Source organism: Mucilaginibacter sp. (genome assembly GCF_028288105.1).
In the GTDB taxonomy this organism is placed as follows: Bacteria; Bacteroidota; Bacteroidia; order Sphingobacteriales; family Sphingobacteriaceae; genus Mucilaginibacter.
Window position 1 is genome coordinate 1 of record NZ_JAQBOI010000299.1, and the last position, 20,737, is coordinate 20,737.

The following is a 20,737-nucleotide window of genomic DNA, read 5'->3' on the forward strand; positions in this document are numbered from 1 at the left end:
CGTTCCACACACAGTGGGCGCCACAAGACTAAATCCGATACACATCATAAATTATTATCATGAGTAGTAGCAGCACAACATCAGAACCAACCATATTCATCATATTTGGCGGTACCGGGGATCTAAACTCCCGGAAAATTGCACCGGCCCTCTATAATCTTTTTTTAGATGGTTGGATGCCTAAGCAGTTCTCTATCATCGGCACCGGGCGTACCCAGCTTACCGATGAGGAGTTTAGGACTAATTTACATAACGACGTAGACCAGTTTTCGCGCAGTGGCAAAACTGAGGATAAAAAATGGGCCGAGTTTTCGGCTAATATCCATTACCAGGTATCGGATGCAAACGATTTTGAAACGTATAAAGAGTTTGGTAAACGTATTGATAAGCATAATGCCGAATGGAAAACTACAGCCAACGTATTGTTTTACCTGGCGGTAGCACCAAACTTCTTCCCTATAATTGCATCTAACATATCAAAAGCCAAACTGGCCGAGGACAAGCAAAAGGTAAGGATCATCATCGAAAAACCTTTTGGCCACGATCTGGAAACAGCTAAAGAGCTAAACGAATTGTTAAAGGGCATCTTTGACGAGTGCCAGATCTATCGTATCGATCATTACCTGGGTAAAGAAACCGTTCAGAATATTATGGCTTTCCGCTTTGCTAACTCCATTATGGAGCCCCTGTGGAACCGTAACTATATAGAGCACGTACAGATCTCGGTTACCGAGCAGTTGGGTGTAGAAGACCGTGGCGATTACTATGATGGCTCGGGCGCTATGCGCGATATGATCCAGAACCACCTGCTGCAATTGCTTTGCCACGTAGCCATGGAGCCACCTGTTAGCTTTAATGCCGATGAAGTACGCGACCGTAAGGTTGATGTATTAAAGGCCATGCGCAAGTTTACTCCGGAAGATGTACGTAATTCGGCCGTTAGGGGCCAATACGGCAGCGGATGGATGAAGGGTAAAGAAGTTCCCGGATATCGCGACGAGCCAAAGGTTAACCCGCAATCGAATACAGAAACATTTGCAGCCATCAAATTTTTTATTGATAACTGGCGCTGGCAGGGTGTTCCGTTTTACCTGCGTACGGGTAAGCGTATGCACCAGTCGTCATCTGTTATTACCATCCAGTTTAAAGATGTACCGCATTTGATATTCCCTACCGAAGCCGCCGAAAGCTGGCAGCAAAACAGGTTGATCATCAGCATTCAGCCCGAAATGAGCATCCGTTTACAGGTGCAGGCCAAACGCCCAGGTATTGATATGGTATTAAACGCAGTGGATATGGTGTTCGATTATAAAGGTACTTATACCAACCAGGCGCCCGAAGCTTATGAAACGCTGATACTGGATACCATGCTGGGCGACCAAACCCTGTTTATGCGTGGCGACCAGGTAGAAGCCGCATGGGAGCTGGTAATGCCGATACTAAGCACATGGCAAAATAAAAAGAGCCTGAATTTCCCTAATTATTCTGCCGACTCATGGGGGCCGGAAGCTGCCGAGGCTTTGATTGCCCGCGACGGATTTAACTGGTTCACCATACCGGTAAATAATAAAAAGTAAGATGGCCGTAAAACTGAACATATATAAAACGGATACCGAAGTACTGGCCTCATTGGCCAAATACTTTGCCGACTTAGCTAAAAAGGCAATTGAGGTTAACGACCGCTTTACTGTGGCGCTAAGCGGCGGCAGCTCGCCCAAGAAATTGCATGAGCTGCTGGTAAGCGAGTACCGCGATACCATTGACTGGGATAAGGTTTACTTTTTCTTTGGCGATGAACGCGACGTGCCTTTGACCGATTCGCAAAGCAATTACCTGATGGCCAAACAGACTTTGTTTGACCCGTTAGAAATTGACCCTTCGCATGTTTTCGCGGTACAAACTAATTTGGGTGCCGAGGAAGCCGCTAAAGCGTATACACTCAATCTTATTAACTTTTTCGACGGGCACAACGCTTGTTTTGACCTGGTGATTTTAGGCCTCGGCGATAACTCGCACACCGCATCGCTGTTCCCGCATACATCTGTGTTAACTGACGAAAGCGCGTCTATCCAGGCTTTGTATATCGACGAAGTAAAAATGAACCGCATCACCTTTACCGCCCCCCTTATTAACAACGCGCATCATATAGCGTTTTTAGTATATGGAGCAGGTAAAGCAGAAGCTGTAAAGCATATTCTTGAGGACAAGAAAAACATTCAGGAGTATCCTGCCCAACTCATAAAAGGCAACGATCTGCAATGGTTTTTAGATGAACCCGCAGCCAGTAAACTGGAAAAGAAATAAAACAGAAAAGCCTCCAAATCGGAGGCTTTTCTGTTTAGGTTTCCCTCTTGAAAAGGCCAGGTGTGTTAGCCAGGTGTTCACGTTCACGCGCCAGGCAGACCGTGAACATGGTTAATATTTTAATAATCAGCGAATTAAATAAACACCTACTGACAATACTGTGTCACCAAAGGTTTGAGTAAAATTTATATTGCCGGGTTGTTAACAGGAAAAGTTGTTAGAGGAGTAGTCGTAGCGACTCTCTTGAGAGGGGTTAGGGGTGTGTTAGAGAATATGCTGCCGCCAAACCCTTTCCCCGCCCTGTCATTTCGAACGAGATACGAGGAGAAACTATCTCTTGAGCGTAGCGAAAAATCTGTTTGATATGCAACGTATGCTGCATGCACGGTTTCCACCTGTCATATCAACAAGATTTCTCTCTATCGTTCGAAATGACATTGGGCTTTTGATGTAATAATTAATTTGTCATGCTGAACGTATGTGAAGCATCTATTCGCCGCTATGCAAATCAGACAAGCACAGTTCGTTAATAGATCCTTCGCTATCACTCAGGATGACAAGGGCTTTACTCCTCATCATCCCCTTCAGCAACTTCTAACAAACCTTCCGGTTGTTTAAAATTGCTTTTTACGAAGTGGCACCAGTCGCATTCTTTTTTGCCGCAGCCGGTGCTGAAATCGTGGGCCATTATTTTTTGGTAAACGGTGGTTATCTGTTTAGTTACATCCTCAATATCCTGCGGACTTATCACAATTTTCTCTTTGTAATACTCACCCTCTTTAACCGGCTCCACAAAATCGAAAATGGTGTTTACCACTTCCCAATCGTTGGTGCGGTCGTTATCAATTAAGATCTTGTAAAACACCGCTTGGCGCCAGTAATCGCCGCCGTTGGGCTGCTCATTGGTTGGGTGTTGCAGTTTATCCTTCGCGTTGCGCACACGGCCGGTTTTGTAGTCTACAACGGTTACATTTTTGCCGTCAAACTCAATCTTATCAAGGTTCCCTTTAATGGGTACGCCTGCTACCTCAATGTTTTTAATGCTGCGCTCGGTTTGGGCTACTTTATTCCAGGTGGGCACATTTTGCTCGTAGTAAGGCGGCAAGATCTTGTCGCCATAATCCACCCGTAACTTAAAGTCGGTTTTGGTGAACGAATCACGGTTGCGGTACATGTACCAGCGAAACTCTTTCACAAATTCTTCGGTAGATATAAACTCATTATCGTTCTCTTTTAACCTGCGGTAAGCTTTATTTAAAGCCCAGTGCACCGCCTGCCCAAACGTAGCCGACGGGCTTTTGCCCGAAGGTACCTTTATTAAACATTGGAAATAAAACCGCAACGGGCAATCCAGGTAGTTATTTAAGTGCGTTACAGATAGTGTATAATTTTGCAGCAGCTGGTTGATGTAGTTCCTGTCCAACAGTTCAACTACGGGCTTATCGGCCTCGCTGAATTGGGTAGCAAAAAAGCCCAACATATCATCGCTGCTCACATGCGGATAGGTAACCTGCAGATGTGTATCGGCCAATATCTCACCAATAAACTGGGATGGTTCCTGGTCCTTGCCGTTCTTATCCTTACCCGCATAGGAGATATTAAGGCATTGTTTTGAACGGGTAAGCGCCACGTAAAACAGCCTTCGTGCTTCTTCTTTCTGGGCGATATCATCAGATGCCGCCCTTGTCAGCGTATCCGGGTAACTAAATCCACTGTTACGGCCTTTGCTGTCCCATGTTTTTTTATCGCAGCCTATGAAAAACACATGCTCAAACTCCAGTCCTTTTGAACCATGGGCGGTTAAAAAGTTGATGCCGTTATCAGAGAAAATAACCTTATTCAGATCAAGCCTTATGTTGTTCTTGCGCATCAGGTCGATGGTGGCGATCAGATCGGCCAGTTTAATCTCGGGGTTCTTCCGGCTTTCGTCCTTCAGGAAGTCGAAAAAGCTGGTGAGGATCTGCATGTGCACACCTTTATCCGGCTGTTTCATAATGTATTTTAGGATGCCCATTTTAGCGATCACATCCTGGAAGAACTGCTGCAACGTAACACTTACGGCCGATTTTAACAGCTCATCAATATCATTGATCAGGAATTTCATTTCCTGCGTAGGCTGCTTACTGAACAGATCGGCTTGTGCCACTACGCGCATCTCATGGATATAGCGGCGTAGCGAGGTCTTGGGCGCGTTATTACTTGCCGTGCCATAATTCTCCTTAGAAACAGCGATGCTTGCCTTAGCGACCTCTATAGGCGGAATAGTGAACAGGTCATAGTGCAGTATCTCGAACAGCAACTCGTCACCACTATACGGCGAATCCAGTTCCATGGCCAGGTAACGCAGTATGTTAACGATCTTCTCACCGAAGGGAATGGTAAGCACATCAATTTTGCGTTTGGTATTCACCGCTATTTGCTGCGTTTCCAAATAATGCAGCAACTCTTCTACCTGGCTATGGTTACGGTATATCACTGCAATTTCGCCCGGTGGGGTGCCTTTGGTTACCAATTGTTTTATCTGCAGGGCAACATCAACCAGTTCCTGGCTTGGGTTCTCGTATTCCTTTATTACCGGCTCAACAATATCTGTAATAAAACGCGGGTGAGATGATTTCAGGTTTTTATCAAGATTAAGCTGCGCGGTTAAACGCTCGCGGTTATTGTTGATCAGCGCCCTTGAAATATCCAGGATATGCTGATTGGAGCGATAATTATGTTTGAGTACAACTGTTTGCAGGGTTTCTACGTAATCGCCGGCAAAATCAAGAATGTTCTTCATGTTTGCCCCCTGAAACTTAAATATCGACTGGTCGTCATCGCCCACCACAAATACGTTTGGCGTTTCCCAATAGTTCAATAAAAATCGTAACAGCTGGTTTTGTGAACCGCTGGTATCCTGAAACTCATCTACCAGAATGTATTGGTAACGCTCCTGGTAACGGCGCAAGATCTCGTCATTCTCCCGGAAGGCTTTCAACACCCACAGAATCATGTCGTCATAATCGTACCAGTTTTTGTCGCGCATTTTGGCCGCGTAATTCTTGTACTCGCCAACGGCAGCCAGCATTTTGCTCATGGCTTCCTGAACTTTATCAATATCTTTTTGCTTGGGGTCGCCTATGCTAATGCCCGCTTTGGGGTTCGCCCTTTTATAAATAAACTCTTCACGGTTCGGCAGATCGTCTAAATATTCTTTAACGGCTTCTACTATCAGCTCTTCGGTCCAGTTCTCGGTTTTCATGGTCGAGAACAGCTTTTTCAGTCGCGGAGCATCGTAGTATTTATCGCCGGTAAAACGCTTTAACGGATGGTCGTTCCCAAAATCATCTATCAGTTCCTGAAACAGCATAGCCGATTCCAAGTCAGATAATGCCTCCAGGTTCAGCTTACCAAAATATTCCAGGTTTTCCTGGATGATCTCGTTACAAAACGCGTGGAAGGTATAAATGTTAATGCGGTAAGCATCCGGCCCAATAAACTCGAACAGGCGCTTGCGCATGGCAACAGCGCCGGCATCGGTATAGGTTAAACAAAGTATCTCGCTTGGCAGGGCATCGGTATCGGTTAATATTTTACCTATGCGCGCGGCCAGGATCTGCGTTTTACCCGTACCCGGGCCGGCCACAACCAGCACAGGGCCGTCCATTTGGTTAACCGCGGCTAATTGCTCGGGGTTTAAACCCGCCAGCGCTTCCTGAAACTTGATGTTATATTTATTGAGTGGAGATTGCATAATTGTAAGTGTAAAATTACTAAAAATTGTAGTGTTAATACTGCCAAAAAACACGACGTAAACATTTGCTTTTACAATTGCTACTCTTACTTTTATAAGCATTAACCTTATTACCTTTTAAAATGGAAACACCGTACATAGGCCGCGCAATAGTTACAGAGCATTTCGACAAAATGGAGATTATCATCCCCGGCAAAAAGAATTATTTTGTGCTTGTGTTTTTTTCGGTGTGGATATTTGGTTGGTTTTTTGGCGAAACAACGGCTGCTACGTCAATAGGCAATGACTCCGGACCCGATCTGTTTTTAATGGTTTGGCTGACCGCTTGGACCTTAGGAGGAATATTTGCGCTTAGCACAATTCTTTTTATGCTGCTGGGCAAAGAGGTAATAGAAGCAGGGCAGGGCGTTATTTCTATCCGCAACCAAGCTTTATTCTTTTTATCGCCCAAGGTTTACGACCTAAACGAGGCTAAACATATTCGGGCGGCCGAAGAGTTTTCGATGTATCACAGCTTTCAGTTTGGCCGCAGGCAAAACGGGTTAGGTAGCACGTTCAACTCCGGAACAATTAAGTTTGATTACGGCCTTAAAACTGTAAAATTTGGCAACGACCTTGATGAAGCCGAAGCCCGATATATTATTGAACGGCTGAAGACTAAGAAGATACTGATCGATAAAAATTTTTAAACAAAAATAGCGATGGGTATAAATCCCATCGCTATTGTATATAAAGCTATATCTTCTTACTTCTGCCTAAACCAAACCTGTATTGGTGCGCCCGAAAACTCGAAATGCTCACGCAGCTGGTTTTCAATAAAGCGGTAGTATGGTTCTTTTACATACTGCGGCAGGTTACAGAAAAACGCGAACATGGGCGATGTACCTGCTATCTGCGTAATATATTTTATTTTAACATACTTGCCTTTCAGTGATGGCGGCGGATATTTCTCAATGATCGGCAGCATTACCTCATTTAATTTTGAGGTTGGTATTTTGCGGGCCCTGTTGGCATAAACCTGGTTGGCTACGTCAATAACCTTTAACACACGTTGTTTCTCGGTAACGGATGTAAACACAACCGGCACATCGGTGAACGGGGCTATTTTCTGGCGGATCTGTTCTTCAAATACCTTTACGGTTTTGTTGTTCTTTTCTATCAGGTCCCATTTGTTCACTACAATAACGATACCCTTCTTGTTCTTTTCGGCCAGGTGGAAAAGGTTCACATCCTGCGCCTCAAGCCCTTCAACGGCATCAATCATAATGATAACCACATCGGCTTCTTCTAAAGCTTTGATGGTACGCATAACCGAGTAAAATTCGATATTCTCTTTTACCTTGGTTTTTTTACGCATCCCGGCGGTATCTATCAGCATAAAATCATGACCGTACTGGTTATAATGGATATGGATAGAATCGCGTGTGGTACCTGCAATAGGGGTAACAATGTTACGTTCCTCGCCAATAAGGGCGTTGATGATAGATGATTTACCTACGTTAGGGCGTCCAATGATGGCATATTTAGGGCGTTCGTTCTCTTCAAACGGAACATCCTCAAAATGCTTAACAACGTCGTCCAACAACTCGCCTGTACCAGAACCCGTCATTGATGATATGGTATAGATCTCGCCTAAGCCTAAACTATAAAACTCGGTAGCATCGGCCAGGTTGGCGTTGTTATCCAGTTTGTTTACTACAACAAATACAGGTTTTTTACCTTTACGCAATAGGTTAGCAATTTCATCATCCAAATCGGTGATACCGGTGGTAACATCAACCATAAATAAAATTACGGTTGCCTCTTCAATAGCGATAATTACCTGCTCGCGGATGGCTACCTCGAAAAGTTCTTCGGAGTTGGCTACATAACCGCCGGTATCAATAACCGTGAATTTTTTATCTATCCATTCGGATGTACCGTAATGTCTGTCGCGGGTTACGCCGCTAAAATCGTCAACAATAGCTTTACGGCTTTCGGTTAAACGGTTGTATAAAGTGGATTTCCCAACGTTGGGCCTGCCTACTATAGCTACTATATTGCTCATTTCAATTTTAGATTGCAGATTTTAGATTTACGATTTAACCGCATCCAAAATCCATATGCTAATTTACAAATCCGATCAGCATAAATCTAAAATCGTAATTCGTAAATCGTAATTATTTATTATTCGTACCCGAATTTTTTCAGGTAATTTTTTTTGCTGCGCCAGTCGGGGATAACCTTAACAAACATCTCCAGGAATATTTTCTTCTGGAAAAAATCTTCCATATCCCTGCGGGCATAAGTGCCTACTATTTTCAGCATTTCCCCTTTGGTGCCTATGATGATATTTTTTTGCGAATCGCGCTCAACAATAATTTCCGCACTGATGCGGTGTAATTTTTCTCCCTCAACAAAAGCGGTTACAATAACCTCAGTACTGTATGGGATCTCTTTTTTGTATTGTTTAAAGATCTGCGCACGTATCATTTCTGACGCGAAAAAACGGTCGTTCCTGTCTGTCAGGGCATCCTTCTCGTAATAAGCGGGGTGCTCCGGCAGGCCATCTAATACAAAATCCATTACGGCTTTTATATTATGATCTAACAGGGCAGATATGGCGTAGATTGCTTTAGGGTTCAGCTTTTCCTGCCAGTATTCCACTTTCTCCTTTACCTCTTCTTCGGTAGATAGGTCTATCTTGTTTATTAAAACAACCAGCGGGGCTGTAGAGCCTTCCAGTTTTTTAATAACATCCTGCTCGTTAAATTCCTCGTGGATATCAGTAACCAGCAAAATCAGGTCGGCATCTACAATAGAGCCATCTACCTGATGCATCATACTTTCGTGTAATGCGTAGTGTGGTTTAATGATGCCGGGAGTATCCGAAAATACTATTTGATAGTCATCAGTATTAACAATCCCCAGTATACGGTGGCGGGTGGTTTGCGCCTTTGGGGTGATGATAGACATTTTTTCGCCCACCAATGCGTTCATAAGGGTTGACTTACCCGCGTTGGGCTTACCAATTATACTTACAAAACCTGCCTTATGCGCCATAAAAAAATAATTAAAATATTATTTGGACTGCAAAGAAACGAATTATATCTTTGCAGTCCAATTAAAAGGAACAGCAAATTGCTTTTTTACAATTGGAACAAACATTTCGGAGTTATGCCCGTTATGTAATATACCAAAAGATAGTGCGGGATGGAGCAGTTGGTAGCTCGTCGGGCTCATAACCCGAAGGTCGTAGGTTCGAGTCCTGCTCCCGCTACCGAATCGGACAACTTGGAAAATTCCAAGTTTGTCCGATTTTTTTTTGCCTGTATCTTGCTATTTATCAGGTAGATGAGAGAGGCGGCTTCGTTGATTTTTCCGGTTCGATAAGTTGAACCATCAAAACACAGTTTTTCAGGGAATATCGAACCAATCAGATGCCTTTTTTGATTGACATTTACCTGATTGTATAACAAATCAAGCCTATACAGCGTATTTAGAGCCTTTTCGGCGAGGTCGTCTATGTCAATGGTTGCTTTTGTAGATCCAAGCAACTTTGACTCAAGACTGAGCAGTTTTTTTTCGGCTGTTGCTTTTAGGCTCTTATACTCAGCGCTTTCTATAGCCCCGTCTAAAAGCAAATTAAGGCCTTTGGCCAGGCGGTCATTCTCAGCATGAATCTGGTTTAATATCTCTCTCCTTCCTTCACAGTGTGAACCTGATTCGAGATTATAGACATCTCTAATCACTAAAGAATAAACTTCAGACATCCCCGGTTTGGGCAGGAATTTTTTAAGTTCTTTTACAAAAATATCATTCGCATTCATCGCATTGAACCGTGTACGGCACGCAGGGGTACAGTGGTAATAATAGAAATATTGATTCCGGCCCCTGGAGGCGCTGCCAGTTAAGTGTTTGCCACACTTATGGCAGATCAGATAATTCCTTAGCGGTAAATTATCCAATGACGTAATTTTTGCCACCTGAACTCTTTTTTTATCGTCCAGCACGTCCTGTACATTATAAAATAGTTTTTCGGTAATGATCGGTTCATGCTGACCTTGTACCAGATGCTTCTCCTCATCCCTATATTGGGGCACGACTATTTTACCGCAGTAAACAGGGTTTCTAAGTAACCTATAGAAGTTACTTTTACTGCAGTTAAGCCCTTTCAGATTAAGTTCTTTTCTTATTTGGTCAATAGCATATCTGCGCTGGGCAATTTGTTCAAATGCCCAGCGTACCAATCCGGCCTTGGGTTCTATTGGCACAATTGTTTTTATTCCCGCGTCCGTAGTCCTGTTCACATAGCCGTAGGGCCCCGTAGTCAAATACCGGCCTTCCTTTCTTGCCCTCCGCATGCCATAGAAAGTATTAAGGGACTACCATACTCCCTGCGCGGGCGTACCGCCCGCGCGACAAGGCCCTGGTGGAGGGTGCCGTAAAGATCATTTATACCAAGATCTACGCCCCTTTAAGCAAAGATATCTTCCATTCCTTAACAGAGCTCAATAAAGCCATCCGGGAGGCCCTGGAAGCCCACAATACCCAGCAGCTCAAAGGCCGCAACTACAGCAGGAGATTACAGTTTGAAGAGATCGAAAAGGAAACCCTCGCCCCGCTGCCTGTACTGCACTACCAGTTCAAAAAGCAGTTTCATGCCAGGGTGATCAAAAACGGGCATGTCAACCTTGGCCCGGACAAACACTATTACAGCGTACCCTACCGCTTTATAGGTAAAAGGGTCAAGCTGCTCTACTCGCGTAATACCGTCGAGATCTACTCCAACTATGAGCGCATAGCCCTGCACAAGCGCAATAAGAACCCTTACGGCTATACGACCGATAAAGACCATCTGGCCACTACACACCGCTTTGTCACCGACTGGACACCTGACAAGTTCCTGGACTGGGCAGCTTCCATCCATGAGGATGTGCGGCTATATATCCTGAAGATACTGGACAGGAAGCAACACCCCGAACAGGCCTACAAATCCTGCCTCGGTGTACTGGGCTTCGCCAAGAAAGCCGGTAATGAACGCCTGACCATGGCCTGCCAGCGGGCCCTGAACTATGGGGTTTATAATTATAAAATCATACAGACCATACTGGAAAACAAAATGGACAGCTACGAGGAAAGCATCTTCGCTAATGAACTGCCTATGCCCAGCCATGATAACATCCGGGGCGATTACAAATAACCGTTAAACAATATTATAAACCAATAAAACAAGATGAATACAAACACCTTAGACAAACTGCGGAAGATGAAGTTCTTCGGCATGTTCCATGCTTTCAAAAGCAGTGTGGAAACCGGTAAAACCAATGATTACACGGCAGATGAACTGCTGGCCGTCCTCGTAGATGCGGAGTGGGACGACCGCCAGAACAGGAGGATAGAGCGTACAATACTGGGCGCCAAATTCCGCTATAAGGCTTCGGTAGAAGAGGTCAACTACCACGCGGACCGGAGCATTGACCGTAACCAGATCAAGCGCCTGGCCGACTGTACCTTTATAGACCGCTTTGAGAATATTATCATCACAGGCAGTACAGGTATCGGTAAAAGCTATATTGCTTCCGCTATCGGTTACCAGGCCTGTATCCTCGGTTACCGGGTATTCTATGCCAGCACACCCAAGCTGTTCGCCAAACTCAAGATGGCCAAGGCAGATGGTTCCTATATCAAGGAAATGGCCAGGATGGAAAGACAACAGCTGTTAATACTGGATGATTTCGGTATCCAGCCCTTTGACGCGCAGAGCAGGGCCGCACTGATGGAGCTGATCGAGGACCGCCACGGCAAGACCTCCCTGATCATTACTTCACAGCTGCCGGTTAGCAAATGGTTTGAAATGATCGGTGAAAAAACGATCGCTGACGCTATACTGGACCGTATCGTTCATGATGCGCACCGTATCGAGCTGAAAGGGGAATCCATGAGGAAAAAACGGAGTGTTGAACCGGAATTCAGCCATCAATAAAAATAACTTTTAAATAACTACTTTTGACAACGCTTCTACAGCATTTGCTGCATACCCAATGTCAGCTCAATTGCCTGGTCAGTTTGGCCCGGAATAAGATGGTCAGTATCATCAGAACATACAACACCTAAAAACAACATTTTACCTGGTCAAATTACCCCGGAATCAGCTTTTTTTTGCGCGTTTTAAGCTATTTTTCAATCATAACCACGGACTGGTTAAATTACCCTGGAATGATTTTTAACCAGTTTGAGCCGGGTGAATGGTGGTCATTCCGGAGTATATTGACCACCTTTATGCTACCTCAACGCCAGGCCGGGTCTTTACAATTATGGCTGTCGCGGAACTCCGCGACCGTTCTTTCCTGCCCCCAGATCTTTTTTCCGGCTTTTTTCGGATGCAGGGCGAAATGCCGGTTACGCTCCTGGAAATGCCGGTCAATGGCAGCCTGGCAATGGCCAATGCTGGCATAGTCACTGTGATGGATGACCGAGCGGGCGAGGCCGCTGAACACAGATTCGATCACATTCAGGAATTGCGCTGATGCCGGTAAAGGTGCAAGTTCAATGATTGGCGTATGGTGCCTGGCACGGTAGCATTCGTCATTAACGATTTCCAGATGCTCCCTGAGTTTTTTAGAAGCATGCCAGCCAGCAGCATCCCAGGAAAAATAAAGTTTATCCTGATCATGGTACCGGATTCGCAGCAATTCGATCAGCCTGATCATTTCCGCGGTATCTTTCTTTTTGGAGTAAAAATGGGTCACCTGGTTGGTGGACAGTTCCAGTGCCGCAGTACAGATCAGGCAGCCCTTGCTTTTCTGATGCTGGGGATAAGTTTTGGATTCACCACGTTTGACCAGCGCACGGCCGCCCTTCATTTTGACCGAGAAAGGGCCGTATTCGTCCACAGAGAAGAATTTCTCTTTAGGCCCTAAATCTTGCAGAATGGATTGAATGTGCGATAATTTTTCGCGAAAATCCGGATCGGGACTGGTTAGTACCTTCCGGGCCTTGCGGAAGACGTATCCTTCTGAACGGATATAAACGGAGATCATAGGTACTGAAACCGGGATTCCGTAAGTTCGCTGGTAAGCTACTGAAAGGTCTTTTAGCCTCCAGGAGGTCCGGTTGAAACCATGCAGCTGTGGTGCTTCGTGGATCAGCCGGATCAGGTTTTCTTTTTTCAGGGAGATTTGCGCCAAGACCTCAGCTTTTGTCCGGTATTGCCGTTGTTGCAAACCTGACAGGCCGCTTTCTTTATAAATTTTCAACCAGCGGCGGATCTTTTCGGGCGTGCGTTCGATCTTGCGTGCAATCGTGGTTATGGAATGCCCTGCCGCAATGTCCAGCATTACGACAGCCTTTTCCCACTTACGCCGGTCGGAACTACGGCGCCATTGCCGGAGGGTATCCCGGTCTGCCGAGCTTACCTCAAAACAGATCATTGGCTTGCACTGAACTGAAGTAGTTTTCATCCATTCGGCATAATGACAGGCAAACTGACTATAGCGATAACCCGCCGGCTGTATGTCCCGGTAGGCCAGCCAAAGCTGTCTGATGGTCCATTTACCCCGGAACTTATCGATCAGTCCCGGCAGTAATTGTTGTAATTGTAATTTAGCGCCGCCTGTCTCCGGCGGTGTCTGAAAAAATTCCAGGCAGGACCGGAAACTTTGAGTGCGGCCGGAGTTCGTTGTCAGGTCACCGAGCAGCCTGATATGTCTTCTTAAAGTATTACGCGCTATGCCGATTTTCCTGGCATCCTGTGTAATATTAATGTTCCCGGAAACGAAAAGTGCGCAGGTCTTCCGGAGCCGGGACCTGGATAATCTGGAGGTTTTCATGAGCGTGTAGTTTACCAGCAGATAACAAGCAGGCTCATGTATGGTCGACAGGAAATCGGCTAAGTTATCTTAAAGCGTAGTTAAAACAGCTCCATCCGTTAATTCATATCCATTGGTATCCAGACCGGTAAATTTTTCAAGGCAATTATGGTAGTCGGGAATGTTAAAATTTTTATAACGGATCACGCCGGTTCTGTTTACTACAGTTGCAGGAAGATCTTCGCCCGTTACAGTCATAAATTGCGGAATATAGTCCCGCAATGTTTCCTGGTACAGATGTCTGGCTGCTAATTCCCGGAACTGAACACCCTTAAGCGCTTTTCTTTTCAAACTGTTATACATATCTCTCATTGAGTGATATTGACCACCGCCATCTGTAAGGAGGCATATAATCCCGGTCTGACCCAGGCGAATGGTGATAAACGGATATGTAAAATTATCTGCAAACCAAAAATCCTCCGGTTCACGGCTGGATATTTTGTAGGTAAAAAAGGACCACGGGAAGTCTCCTTTAAATGTAGTTTCAGGATGGTAGGTTTGCAATAACGTGTACATAACCTGATTCTGATCCTCAAAAAAATTATCCGGTAAAATATTATCTCCGTTTTTTACACGCCTGTCCATAGGCAGGCGCTGCTCAAGATTTCTGATACCCAGATAAATTTTAATCAGCCAAATCACAATCGGATACTGGTCAGCCCGCTTTATCCTGCCGCTTTCCATAATTGCTTTTACCGTGCTCTCAAGCATGGAGAATCTGGTACCGTTGCATTTCTGGCAGAAGGGAACAGTTACCGTACGATATGGTATTGTAGTGCCATTAAGTAGAATCAGATGCTCATCGTATAAGCCGTAAGCTTTTAACATCCATTGAGGAAAGATATGTTCTTTCGTCTGATTTTTAGCAGTTAATACCACGCCGCAAACAGGGCATTTATCTTTTTGAAAAAGCAATGGTGGGATTTCCATAATTGGTATCAGAAGATGATTTGCTTTTTGTCCGTTACCACAATCTCGGGTTTGCCCTTATAGTCGATAACCTGACCGGTCACAGTAATGGTCTTGCCGTTGATCTGTGTGCTTAAAGCTTTGGCATCTCCTCTTAACACGATGGTCAGCGGGCTGTCCGGGTAGGCGGCACCAACATTTACCAGGATCATACTGCTGAATTCCTTGCTGCCGTAAACTTTGGCGGTTAGGGTTACTGTTTCGTTCAGGTGGCTGGCCGCGTCTTTGACATCGATGGTTTTTGCGGTGCCTGCGGTTTGGTTTGCTACTGATTTTGCGGTTTCACCTTCGGGTAATTGCGGTGGTGCAAAAGTATAGGCATAAACCTTGCCACTATAAATATCATTCAGGACACCTGCCAGGCGGATACCGCCCTGATCAATGCGCTGTTCGATGATGCCGATATACGTTTTATAATAATCTTCGTCGATGTTACTGTTCTTCTCTACTTCTGCGTAAAGTTTGGTTGTGATCTGGTAGCTTTCCCAAAGCCATTGCATTGGCTGATCAGCCTGCCATTGCTTAATCTCTGTCGGCGAAGCTTTATCATATTGCTTGCTCATTTCAATCACCGATAAACCCTGGTGGTCGATGAGTTTGCTGTCCCAAAGCGAATGGAGGTTAGTGCCGTTATTATCAAAGCGCACCTGTATGGTATTCCCGCCTTTATCTTCCTTGCGGCTGACATGCATGGGCTGGTGAGCATCACCGACAAAGTGAACGAGGAATTTCAGAGCCTCAATCTTTTGTGCTTTGGTGCTTTGTGGATGGGTCAGGACAATCCGGGCTTTTTGCATCGCTCCGTAGACATTATCCTCGCCCTGTGCTTTTACTTCTTTGCTGAATTCTTCAAAGCTAAGACCCAGCGGCAGGTCGACAAAATGCCAGCCGGCGGTGCTTTTGAAAGCGGGTTCATTGCGTACTTCATCGGCCCATGTAGCAACATCGGATAAGGACTGGCTGCCCAGCAAATCTTTTACGGCTGCTTTAGCCTGTGGTGTTAAGTGGTTTTCAGCGATAGTAGCCACCGCCTGGTGGCCTTTGAAGCCCCAGGAAATCAGCAAAATAGCCACTATGCAAATGGCCAGGTATCTAAAAGATTGTTTCATTATTTTTTATTGTATTGGTCAAATTGTTTCTGTGTCTTTTGTTTGTTTTTTCTGAACCCAATCCTTATAAGCTTTTGCAGCATCAGCAAGATGATGAGCTACAGAAGTCAAAACCTCATAAGGCAGCGGCTTGCCAGTTGCAACACCTTTGTTATTATAATACCTGTTTTGAGCAACAGTTACTGTTAATTTTTTTCCATCGGGTGAAATTTTAACGGGTTCATAAGTATAGCGGCTGATAACCGGGTAAGGTATTTCATATAAAACCAATTCCAATTCCTCCAGGTTACCGAAGTGATTGACAACCTTATTAAACTCCTCATGAACGTAGAATGAATATGACGCATCGCCCATAAACCCACTGGCTGTAACTTTAGTTTTTAATACCGGGGTCATGACAACTTTTGTTTCTTCGATAGCAGCAACAATTTGTTCAAAAACAGGATTTTGCTGTAATTCCGTTTTAATTGCCTGCAGCTTGCTAACCTGATCTGCATTGAGGTAAAAATTTGTGATATATTTATCAATCGCCGGCTGGATAAATTGTGCAGTTTGAATAGCTTTTCTATTATAATCCGCAAGAGCTTCAGGGATTTTAAAACCGATGACTTTTAGCTCTTCATTGCTTACCGGGTTCTGCATATAACGAGCAAAGCTGCCTTCCAGCTCCCTAAAAACATCAGCATCGGCCCCTAATGCCCTGTTGCGCGACTGGAGGCCCAATCCTTTCCTTAAAAAATCTTCATATTCCTGAGCAGTCATAGTGGTTTATTTAGACGGCAAAAGTACGGGTTTGGATTTAAGGCAGAGAAAATTACCTGGTAAATCATAATCCAAAATGCGAAGTTCACTCTCGTTTTCATTGGCTTTCTTCTGCAATACGGCGCTTCAATTTTCTTTTAAACCGACTTGCATCAGCTATGCTACCCGTAGTTAGGTTTGCTGAAAAAAATATAATTTAAGGTCCCTTCCTTAAACGCGTTATTAAAATCAGATAACAAATCATCATAGCCGATAAAATTTTCCTGTTGCTGGATCTTTTCCAACCAGTTTATACGTTTTTCTGCAAAAGCTTCATTTAGCATAATGGGAATAGCTTGTGCAAAGATGTTTTTATTGGGGGCCGGGGTGACTGTATAATACAAGTATTTTTCATCCTGTTCAATGGATTCTTGTACCTGCAAACAAAAAAATAAAGCCATTATCCCATGGTTATGAACATAAACCTCATTTCCATCACGGTCTGTCCAATAGGCTGCGTCGATGGTAGTATCCCAAAGTTCGCCGTCAGCCGTGGGGGTCATTTTTTCCTTTTTATGTCTTATTACAAAAGATGTTTTATCGGGTAATGAAATAAAATAATCACGGAAAAATTCGGACATCAGATTTCTTTTGTGTGCAGTACCCAGGTCAATTTTATAATTTCTACCGGGTTGTAACTGCTGCATGTCCTCAAGCCTGAACAAAGCCCAGATATCAAATTTCTTCCACTTCCAGGCCACCAATACAGGAATTCCTGTAATTTCGGAGTATTTTTTAAATCCGTTATAATACTTTTCGGACCAGCTAAGAGCATCTTCTTTGCTGGTTTTTATTTCAATATAATAGGGCTTTTTTTGTCCATTAATATTTACAACAACCAATACATCCGGAACGGAGAAGTCTTTTTTTGCTGTAACTGGAATTTGAAACTGCTCCAGTTTATGTATTAACTCAACGTTTTTTAACCAGTTTAATATAAAAATGAATTCATCCTCCTGAACAAGGCCATTATCGAGTTCATGAATGCGTTGCCGTATAAATTGTGGATCCGCGTCCCATCCTAATTCGGTGAATATTTTTTGTAAGGCCCTTGCCTGATCGTCCGGTTTTGATAAAAGCATTTTATATCATTTTGGTAATACGTCATTATTCAATAAGCCCTAATTTTCTGCCTATGTCCTGATATAATTTGGCAAGGGGTCTTTTATGTGTATCTGTAATCGTTGAGTAATTCCCGAGAATCAGCCTGTCTATTTCAGCGTTACTTAAATTAAATCCGGTGTAAGTACGCAGATATTCACGGTAACGTTCTGAATAAGCTACTTTACTTTTAATTATCAGTTCCAATACATGATCTGTGTGCTGGGCATATAACAAGTGCAACTTAAACGTGTTCAAATGTCCCCTGATAGCATTTTTAAAGCGCAATTCCACACTGGTTTTATCTGCCAGAGGGTTCATAAAATTAATATTCACAATCTTATAAGTAAATTCAAACTGGCCCTCCTCCAAAAGATATGGATTAATCAAGCCAATGGAAACAGGATCATTATCAGCCTTTACATCTAGTCCGTTACATGTTTGACAACATGGTATCAGGTTGTAAAAACTCACACCAAAAAACGGGTAAATGGACTGTGGGTAAAAATGATCTAATTGGGGCTTGACCCTATATTGCTCCGGAAGGTGATAAATGTAGCTGCGGTTACAGTATGGGCAGGTATCTAATGATATGCGTTTAATAAAATCGAGTTTTTTAAATTCCTTTTTATTGTACGAATGTGATATGAAAATATTCCACAATACCAGGTTATCATCGCTTCCCGGTGTAATTGCCCCCATAAGATTGCCACTCATATAGTCAATAATTCCTTCGAACGCGCTCGGCGGCGCGCTAATCAGCGTTCGCAATTCATCATCATCTTTTAACAGAGTTAAATAGTCGCGCAAATCATTACTCGGATAACGCCGAACTTCGTTATAGGTAATATAACCAGTCGTCAAGGCACTGTCAATGCGCTTTTGAACTAACGGTTTGACAATTTTAAAATGATCTTCAGCTGTACCACTGTTAATGTAAAGTTTGATCATAATTCATTTAATGAATTTATTTGTGCCTGCAATTCCCTGATCTTTCTCTCTTTGTTATATCTGCTATAAAACTTCTCCAGCATGACCTGGCGCAAAAACGGTTCGCCTACAAAATTTACAGTTTTAAAAATATCAGCTTTTGAGTACCCCAGGCCGTCCTGTAAGTTATTACTTGTTTTACCATCCAGTTGCTCAATGATCGCTTGCAACTTTGTTTGGGCAAATGAACCTATTAATCCGTTGCCAAGGAAAAAAGCATCTCCAAGCAGTTCATGAATGTTGCCACCAAATGTCCGGGCTGGCAGACGCTCCTTGTCCGCAGTCCCTGTATCATTTAAATACATAATATTGCAGTCCGGCACATCGGAAAGGATAAACGGGGAGTGTGTTACAAAGCAGATATTAATTCCAACAATGTTTTTTAATCTGATCTTAGCAATACTATCCAGGATGGTTTTAATAAAGTTCCGCTGCAGTTCCGGATGAAAATACAGCTCAATCTCTTCCATAATAACATTAACATATCGGTAAGCTTTACGGCTTTTCCAGTTTCTTATTGAGTCCAGGTTCTTTAAATGATATAATAATGAACTTGCTGAGTAAATTAACTGCTTTTCCCCGGAACTGAGCGTATTGAAATCTATTGTCTTTTCATTATTAAGATCGTTCTTTAATAATATTTCGATTTGGAATACTGGGGGTGGGACAAAAAAGATCGGGTCGTTTTGCTGGCCTGTTTTTAATTTGTTGATTTTTTCGGAAAACTTGACCAGGTCCAGCTCCTGATCAACTAAATCAAGATGCCTGTATTTTAAAAAGTTAATCGTTTGCCTTAGTTTAAAAGTGACATGACTGGTATCTTCAAACAACGCCTTGGCAAAGTCGTCAAGCCGCGCATCATTGAACTTTTTATTTTTTAGAAAAAAGTCCTCGTAATCATCGTACTTAATTGCGATGCTGACCATTTTGTAAAGAATGTAATCTATGGCATCCCTGTTGCTTTCTGTTTTTAGTGAGCGTAAATTAAAATGAAAATGGTTGTTTAAACTTTCTAACGCGTCTTTTTCATTCAGCTTAAGTTCCTTAAATGTTGTTTCATCCTTACTTTCGTCGCCATATATCTTTTTGTCCCTGAATACCGGATTCAGCGTCAGTTTAAGTGTAGTAGCCAAAAGTCTTGGGGTCAGTTGTCGGAAATTGTGCCCTTTTTCGTCGGCGTTCAACAGATTGGCAATAAGCCGACTTTTAACAAGATAATTCTCGCTGTTGATATTGATGTTACCGTTTTTTCGATATGGATTTAAGACGATGGGAGTTTGGTAACCGTCATTTTTATGGAATAGTTTTTTTATCCAGTTTTCCCTTTCTTTTACTCCATAATCATTGTAGGCATGCTGGGAGTAATTAACAATTACCGTGTAGAAAAAATTCTTCAGGTCAAATTTTTGAATTGGCGTTTCTTTTTTCTTTCCCCGATTATAACTGAATATCCTGACTTCGTCACGTGCTTCAATCTTATAGAAACGATCACTGTGAAAATATACATCTGCATAAACCTGTTTCACTGGAATCAGTTTCTGGGTCAGCGGCTGGTATGCTGCGAGATTATTCAGTACCATGAATAATAGCTCAATAATTGTACTCTTACCAGAGCCATTCTTTCCGACTATAGCCGAAATATTGACCCACAGATCTTCACTACGATGAAAGAAATCAGATGGCACAGTTTCGGTAAAACTAATATGGTCTTTGTCATCAATGGTATAATTATTATAGAAATAATAAAATTCGTCAGGGGTCAGTATTTTTAGATATTTTTCATCGCAACCTTTTATTGGTTTTAGCGCGATGAGTTTAAAGTCGATTTTCCGGTTCATTAAGCGAAGGCAAAAGGTTGATTAAATGTATAATAAAAA

At 43.4% G+C, this 20,737-nt stretch carries 16 protein-coding genes and 1 tRNA gene; 6 read left to right on the top strand and 11 right to left on the bottom strand.

From position 1 onward, the window contains the following. Positions 1-59: 59 nt before the first annotated feature. Both zwf and pgl read left to right on the top strand, forming a co-directional pair. Positions 60-1,577 carry a glucose-6-phosphate dehydrogenase gene (zwf, locus tag JWQ85_RS19585; protein ID WP_299470988.1) on the top strand — a complete coding sequence of 506 codons (1,518 nt, stop codon included), beginning with the start codon at positions 60-62 and terminating at the stop codon, positions 1,575-1,577. Position 1,578: 1 nt separating this feature from the next. Beyond that, positions 1,579-2,304 (top strand): 6-phosphogluconolactonase, encoded by a 726-nt coding sequence (pgl, locus tag JWQ85_RS19590; protein ID WP_299470990.1) that lies wholly within the window; start codon positions 1,579-1,581, stop codon positions 2,302-2,304. A gap of 565 nt (positions 2,305-2,869) precedes the next feature. On the opposite strand, the gene JWQ85_RS19595 is transcribed toward pgl, so the two are convergent. Continuing rightward, complete coding sequence (locus tag JWQ85_RS19595) at positions 2,870-6,040, bottom strand: ATP-dependent DNA helicase (protein WP_299470993.1); 3,171 nt, start codon at positions 6,038-6,040, stop codon at positions 2,870-2,872. 122 nt (positions 6,041-6,162) lie between these two features. Here JWQ85_RS19595 and JWQ85_RS19600 point away from each other — a divergent pair, with 122 nt between their 5' ends. Further along, positions 6,163-6,729, top strand: coding sequence for a hypothetical protein (locus JWQ85_RS19600; protein ID WP_299470995.1), 567 nt, complete (start codon positions 6,163-6,165; stop codon positions 6,727-6,729). 56 nt (positions 6,730-6,785) lie between these two features. On the opposite strand, the gene der is transcribed toward JWQ85_RS19600, so the two are convergent. Continuing rightward, entirely contained in the window at positions 6,786-8,087 is a 1,302-nt protein-coding gene (gene der / locus JWQ85_RS19605; RefSeq protein WP_299470997.1) for a ribosome biogenesis GTPase Der, read from the bottom strand. A gap of 119 nt (positions 8,088-8,206) precedes the next feature. After that, positions 8,207-9,082 carry a GTPase Era gene (gene era, locus JWQ85_RS19610; RefSeq protein ID WP_299470999.1) on the bottom strand — a complete coding sequence of 292 codons (876 nt, stop codon included), beginning with the start codon at positions 9,080-9,082 and terminating at the stop codon, positions 8,207-8,209. 144 nt (positions 9,083-9,226) lie between these two features. Between era and JWQ85_RS19615 the strand changes: the two genes are divergently transcribed. Then, positions 9,227-9,299: transfer RNA gene (locus JWQ85_RS19615), tRNA-Met, on the top strand. Here the strand turns inward: JWQ85_RS19615 and JWQ85_RS21950 are convergent. Next, entirely contained in the window at positions 9,259-10,383 is a 1,125-nt protein-coding gene (locus JWQ85_RS21950) for a recombinase family protein (RefSeq protein WP_367186258.1), read from the bottom strand. The two genes, JWQ85_RS19615 and JWQ85_RS21950, sit on opposite strands and share 41 nt — an antisense overlap. Before the next feature lie 68 nt (positions 10,384-10,451). On the opposite strand from JWQ85_RS21950, the gene JWQ85_RS19620 reads away from it, so the two are divergent. Further along, positions 10,452-11,222 carry a hypothetical protein gene (locus JWQ85_RS19620; protein ID WP_299471001.1) on the top strand — a complete coding sequence of 257 codons (771 nt, stop codon included), beginning with the start codon at positions 10,452-10,454 and terminating at the stop codon, positions 11,220-11,222. A 33-nt stretch (positions 11,223-11,255) separates the two neighbouring features. Further along, complete coding sequence (gene istB, locus JWQ85_RS19625; RefSeq protein WP_299471003.1) at positions 11,256-12,005, top strand: IS21-like element helper ATPase IstB; 750 nt, start codon at positions 11,256-11,258, stop codon at positions 12,003-12,005. Positions 12,006-12,309: 304 nt separating this feature from the next. Here istB and JWQ85_RS19630 read toward each other — a convergent pair whose 3' ends face one another. From JWQ85_RS19630 to JWQ85_RS19660, 7 genes are all read right to left on the bottom strand, one after another. After that, positions 12,310-13,851: an IS630 family transposase gene (locus JWQ85_RS19630; RefSeq protein WP_299471005.1), complete on the bottom strand. Its 1,542-nt coding sequence runs from the start codon at positions 13,849-13,851 to the stop codon at positions 12,310-12,312. Positions 13,852-13,920: 69 nt separating this feature from the next. Beyond that, positions 13,921-14,820 carry a hypothetical protein gene (locus tag JWQ85_RS19635; protein WP_299471007.1) on the bottom strand — a complete coding sequence of 300 codons (900 nt, stop codon included), beginning with the start codon at positions 14,818-14,820 and terminating at the stop codon, positions 13,921-13,923. A gap of 8 nt (positions 14,821-14,828) precedes the next feature. Next, positions 14,829-15,968: a S1/P1 nuclease gene (locus JWQ85_RS19640; protein WP_299471009.1), complete on the bottom strand. Its 1,140-nt coding sequence runs from the start codon at positions 15,966-15,968 to the stop codon at positions 14,829-14,831. Between the two features lie 18 nt (positions 15,969-15,986). Next, a complete protein-coding gene (locus JWQ85_RS19645) occupies positions 15,987-16,610 on the bottom strand; it encodes a hypothetical protein (RefSeq protein ID WP_299471011.1) in 624 nt (207 codons plus the stop codon). A gap of 281 nt (positions 16,611-16,891) precedes the next feature. Beyond that, positions 16,892-17,851 (bottom strand): hypothetical protein, encoded by a 960-nt coding sequence (locus tag JWQ85_RS19650; RefSeq protein ID WP_299471013.1) that lies wholly within the window; start codon positions 17,849-17,851, stop codon positions 16,892-16,894. Between the two features lie 25 nt (positions 17,852-17,876). Continuing rightward, complete coding sequence (locus JWQ85_RS19655; RefSeq protein WP_299471015.1) at positions 17,877-18,821, bottom strand: hypothetical protein; 945 nt, start codon at positions 18,819-18,821, stop codon at positions 17,877-17,879. Continuing rightward, positions 18,818-20,698 (bottom strand): AAA family ATPase, encoded by a 1,881-nt coding sequence (locus JWQ85_RS19660; protein ID WP_299471017.1) that lies wholly within the window; start codon positions 20,696-20,698, stop codon positions 18,818-18,820. The genes JWQ85_RS19655 and JWQ85_RS19660 overlap by 4 nt, the downstream gene beginning before the upstream one ends. Positions 20,699-20,737 lie beyond the last annotated feature (39 nt).

What these genes read in the sequence shown, in the direction of transcription:
- zwf (WP_299470988.1), top strand. Translation starts at nt 60, where the DNA reads ATGAGTAGTAGCAGCACAACATCAGAACCAACCATATTCATCATATTT.
- pgl (WP_299470990.1), top strand. Translation starts at nt 1,579, where the DNA reads ATGGCCGTAAAACTGAACATATATAAAACGGATACCGAAGTACTGGCC.
- JWQ85_RS19595 (WP_299470993.1), bottom strand. Translation starts at nt 6,040, where the DNA reads ATGCAATCTCCACTCAATAAATATAACATCAAGTTTCAGGAAGCGCTG.
- JWQ85_RS19600 (WP_299470995.1), top strand. Translation starts at nt 6,163, where the DNA reads ATGGAAACACCGTACATAGGCCGCGCAATAGTTACAGAGCATTTCGAC.
- der (WP_299470997.1), bottom strand. Translation starts at nt 8,087, where the DNA reads ATGAGCAATATAGTAGCTATAGTAGGCAGGCCCAACGTTGGGAAATCC.
- era (WP_299470999.1), bottom strand. Translation starts at nt 9,082, where the DNA reads ATGGCGCATAAGGCAGGTTTTGTAAGTATAATTGGTAAGCCCAACGCG.
- JWQ85_RS21950 (WP_367186258.1), bottom strand. Translation starts at nt 10,383, where the DNA reads ATGCGGAGGGCAAGAAAGGAAGGCCGGTATTTGACTACGGGGCCCTAC.
- istB (WP_299471003.1), top strand. Translation starts at nt 11,256, where the DNA reads ATGAATACAAACACCTTAGACAAACTGCGGAAGATGAAGTTCTTCGGC.
- JWQ85_RS19630 (WP_299471005.1), bottom strand. Translation starts at nt 13,851, where the DNA reads ATGAAAACCTCCAGATTATCCAGGTCCCGGCTCCGGAAGACCTGCGCA.
- JWQ85_RS19635 (WP_299471007.1), bottom strand. Translation starts at nt 14,820, where the DNA reads ATGGAAATCCCACCATTGCTTTTTCAAAAAGATAAATGCCCTGTTTGC.
- JWQ85_RS19640 (WP_299471009.1), bottom strand. Translation starts at nt 15,968, where the DNA reads ATGAAACAATCTTTTAGATACCTGGCCATTTGCATAGTGGCTATTTTG.
- JWQ85_RS19645 (WP_299471011.1), bottom strand. Translation starts at nt 16,610, where the DNA reads ATGCAGAACCCGGTAAGCAATGAAGAGCTAAAAGTCATCGGTTTTAAA.
- JWQ85_RS19650 (WP_299471013.1), bottom strand. Translation starts at nt 17,851, where the DNA reads ATGCTTTTATCAAAACCGGACGATCAGGCAAGGGCCTTACAAAAAATA.
- JWQ85_RS19655 (WP_299471015.1), bottom strand. Translation starts at nt 18,821, where the DNA reads ATGATCAAACTTTACATTAACAGTGGTACAGCTGAAGATCATTTTAAA.
- JWQ85_RS19660 (WP_299471017.1), bottom strand. Translation starts at nt 20,698, where the DNA reads ATGAACCGGAAAATCGACTTTAAACTCATCGCGCTAAAACCAATAAAA.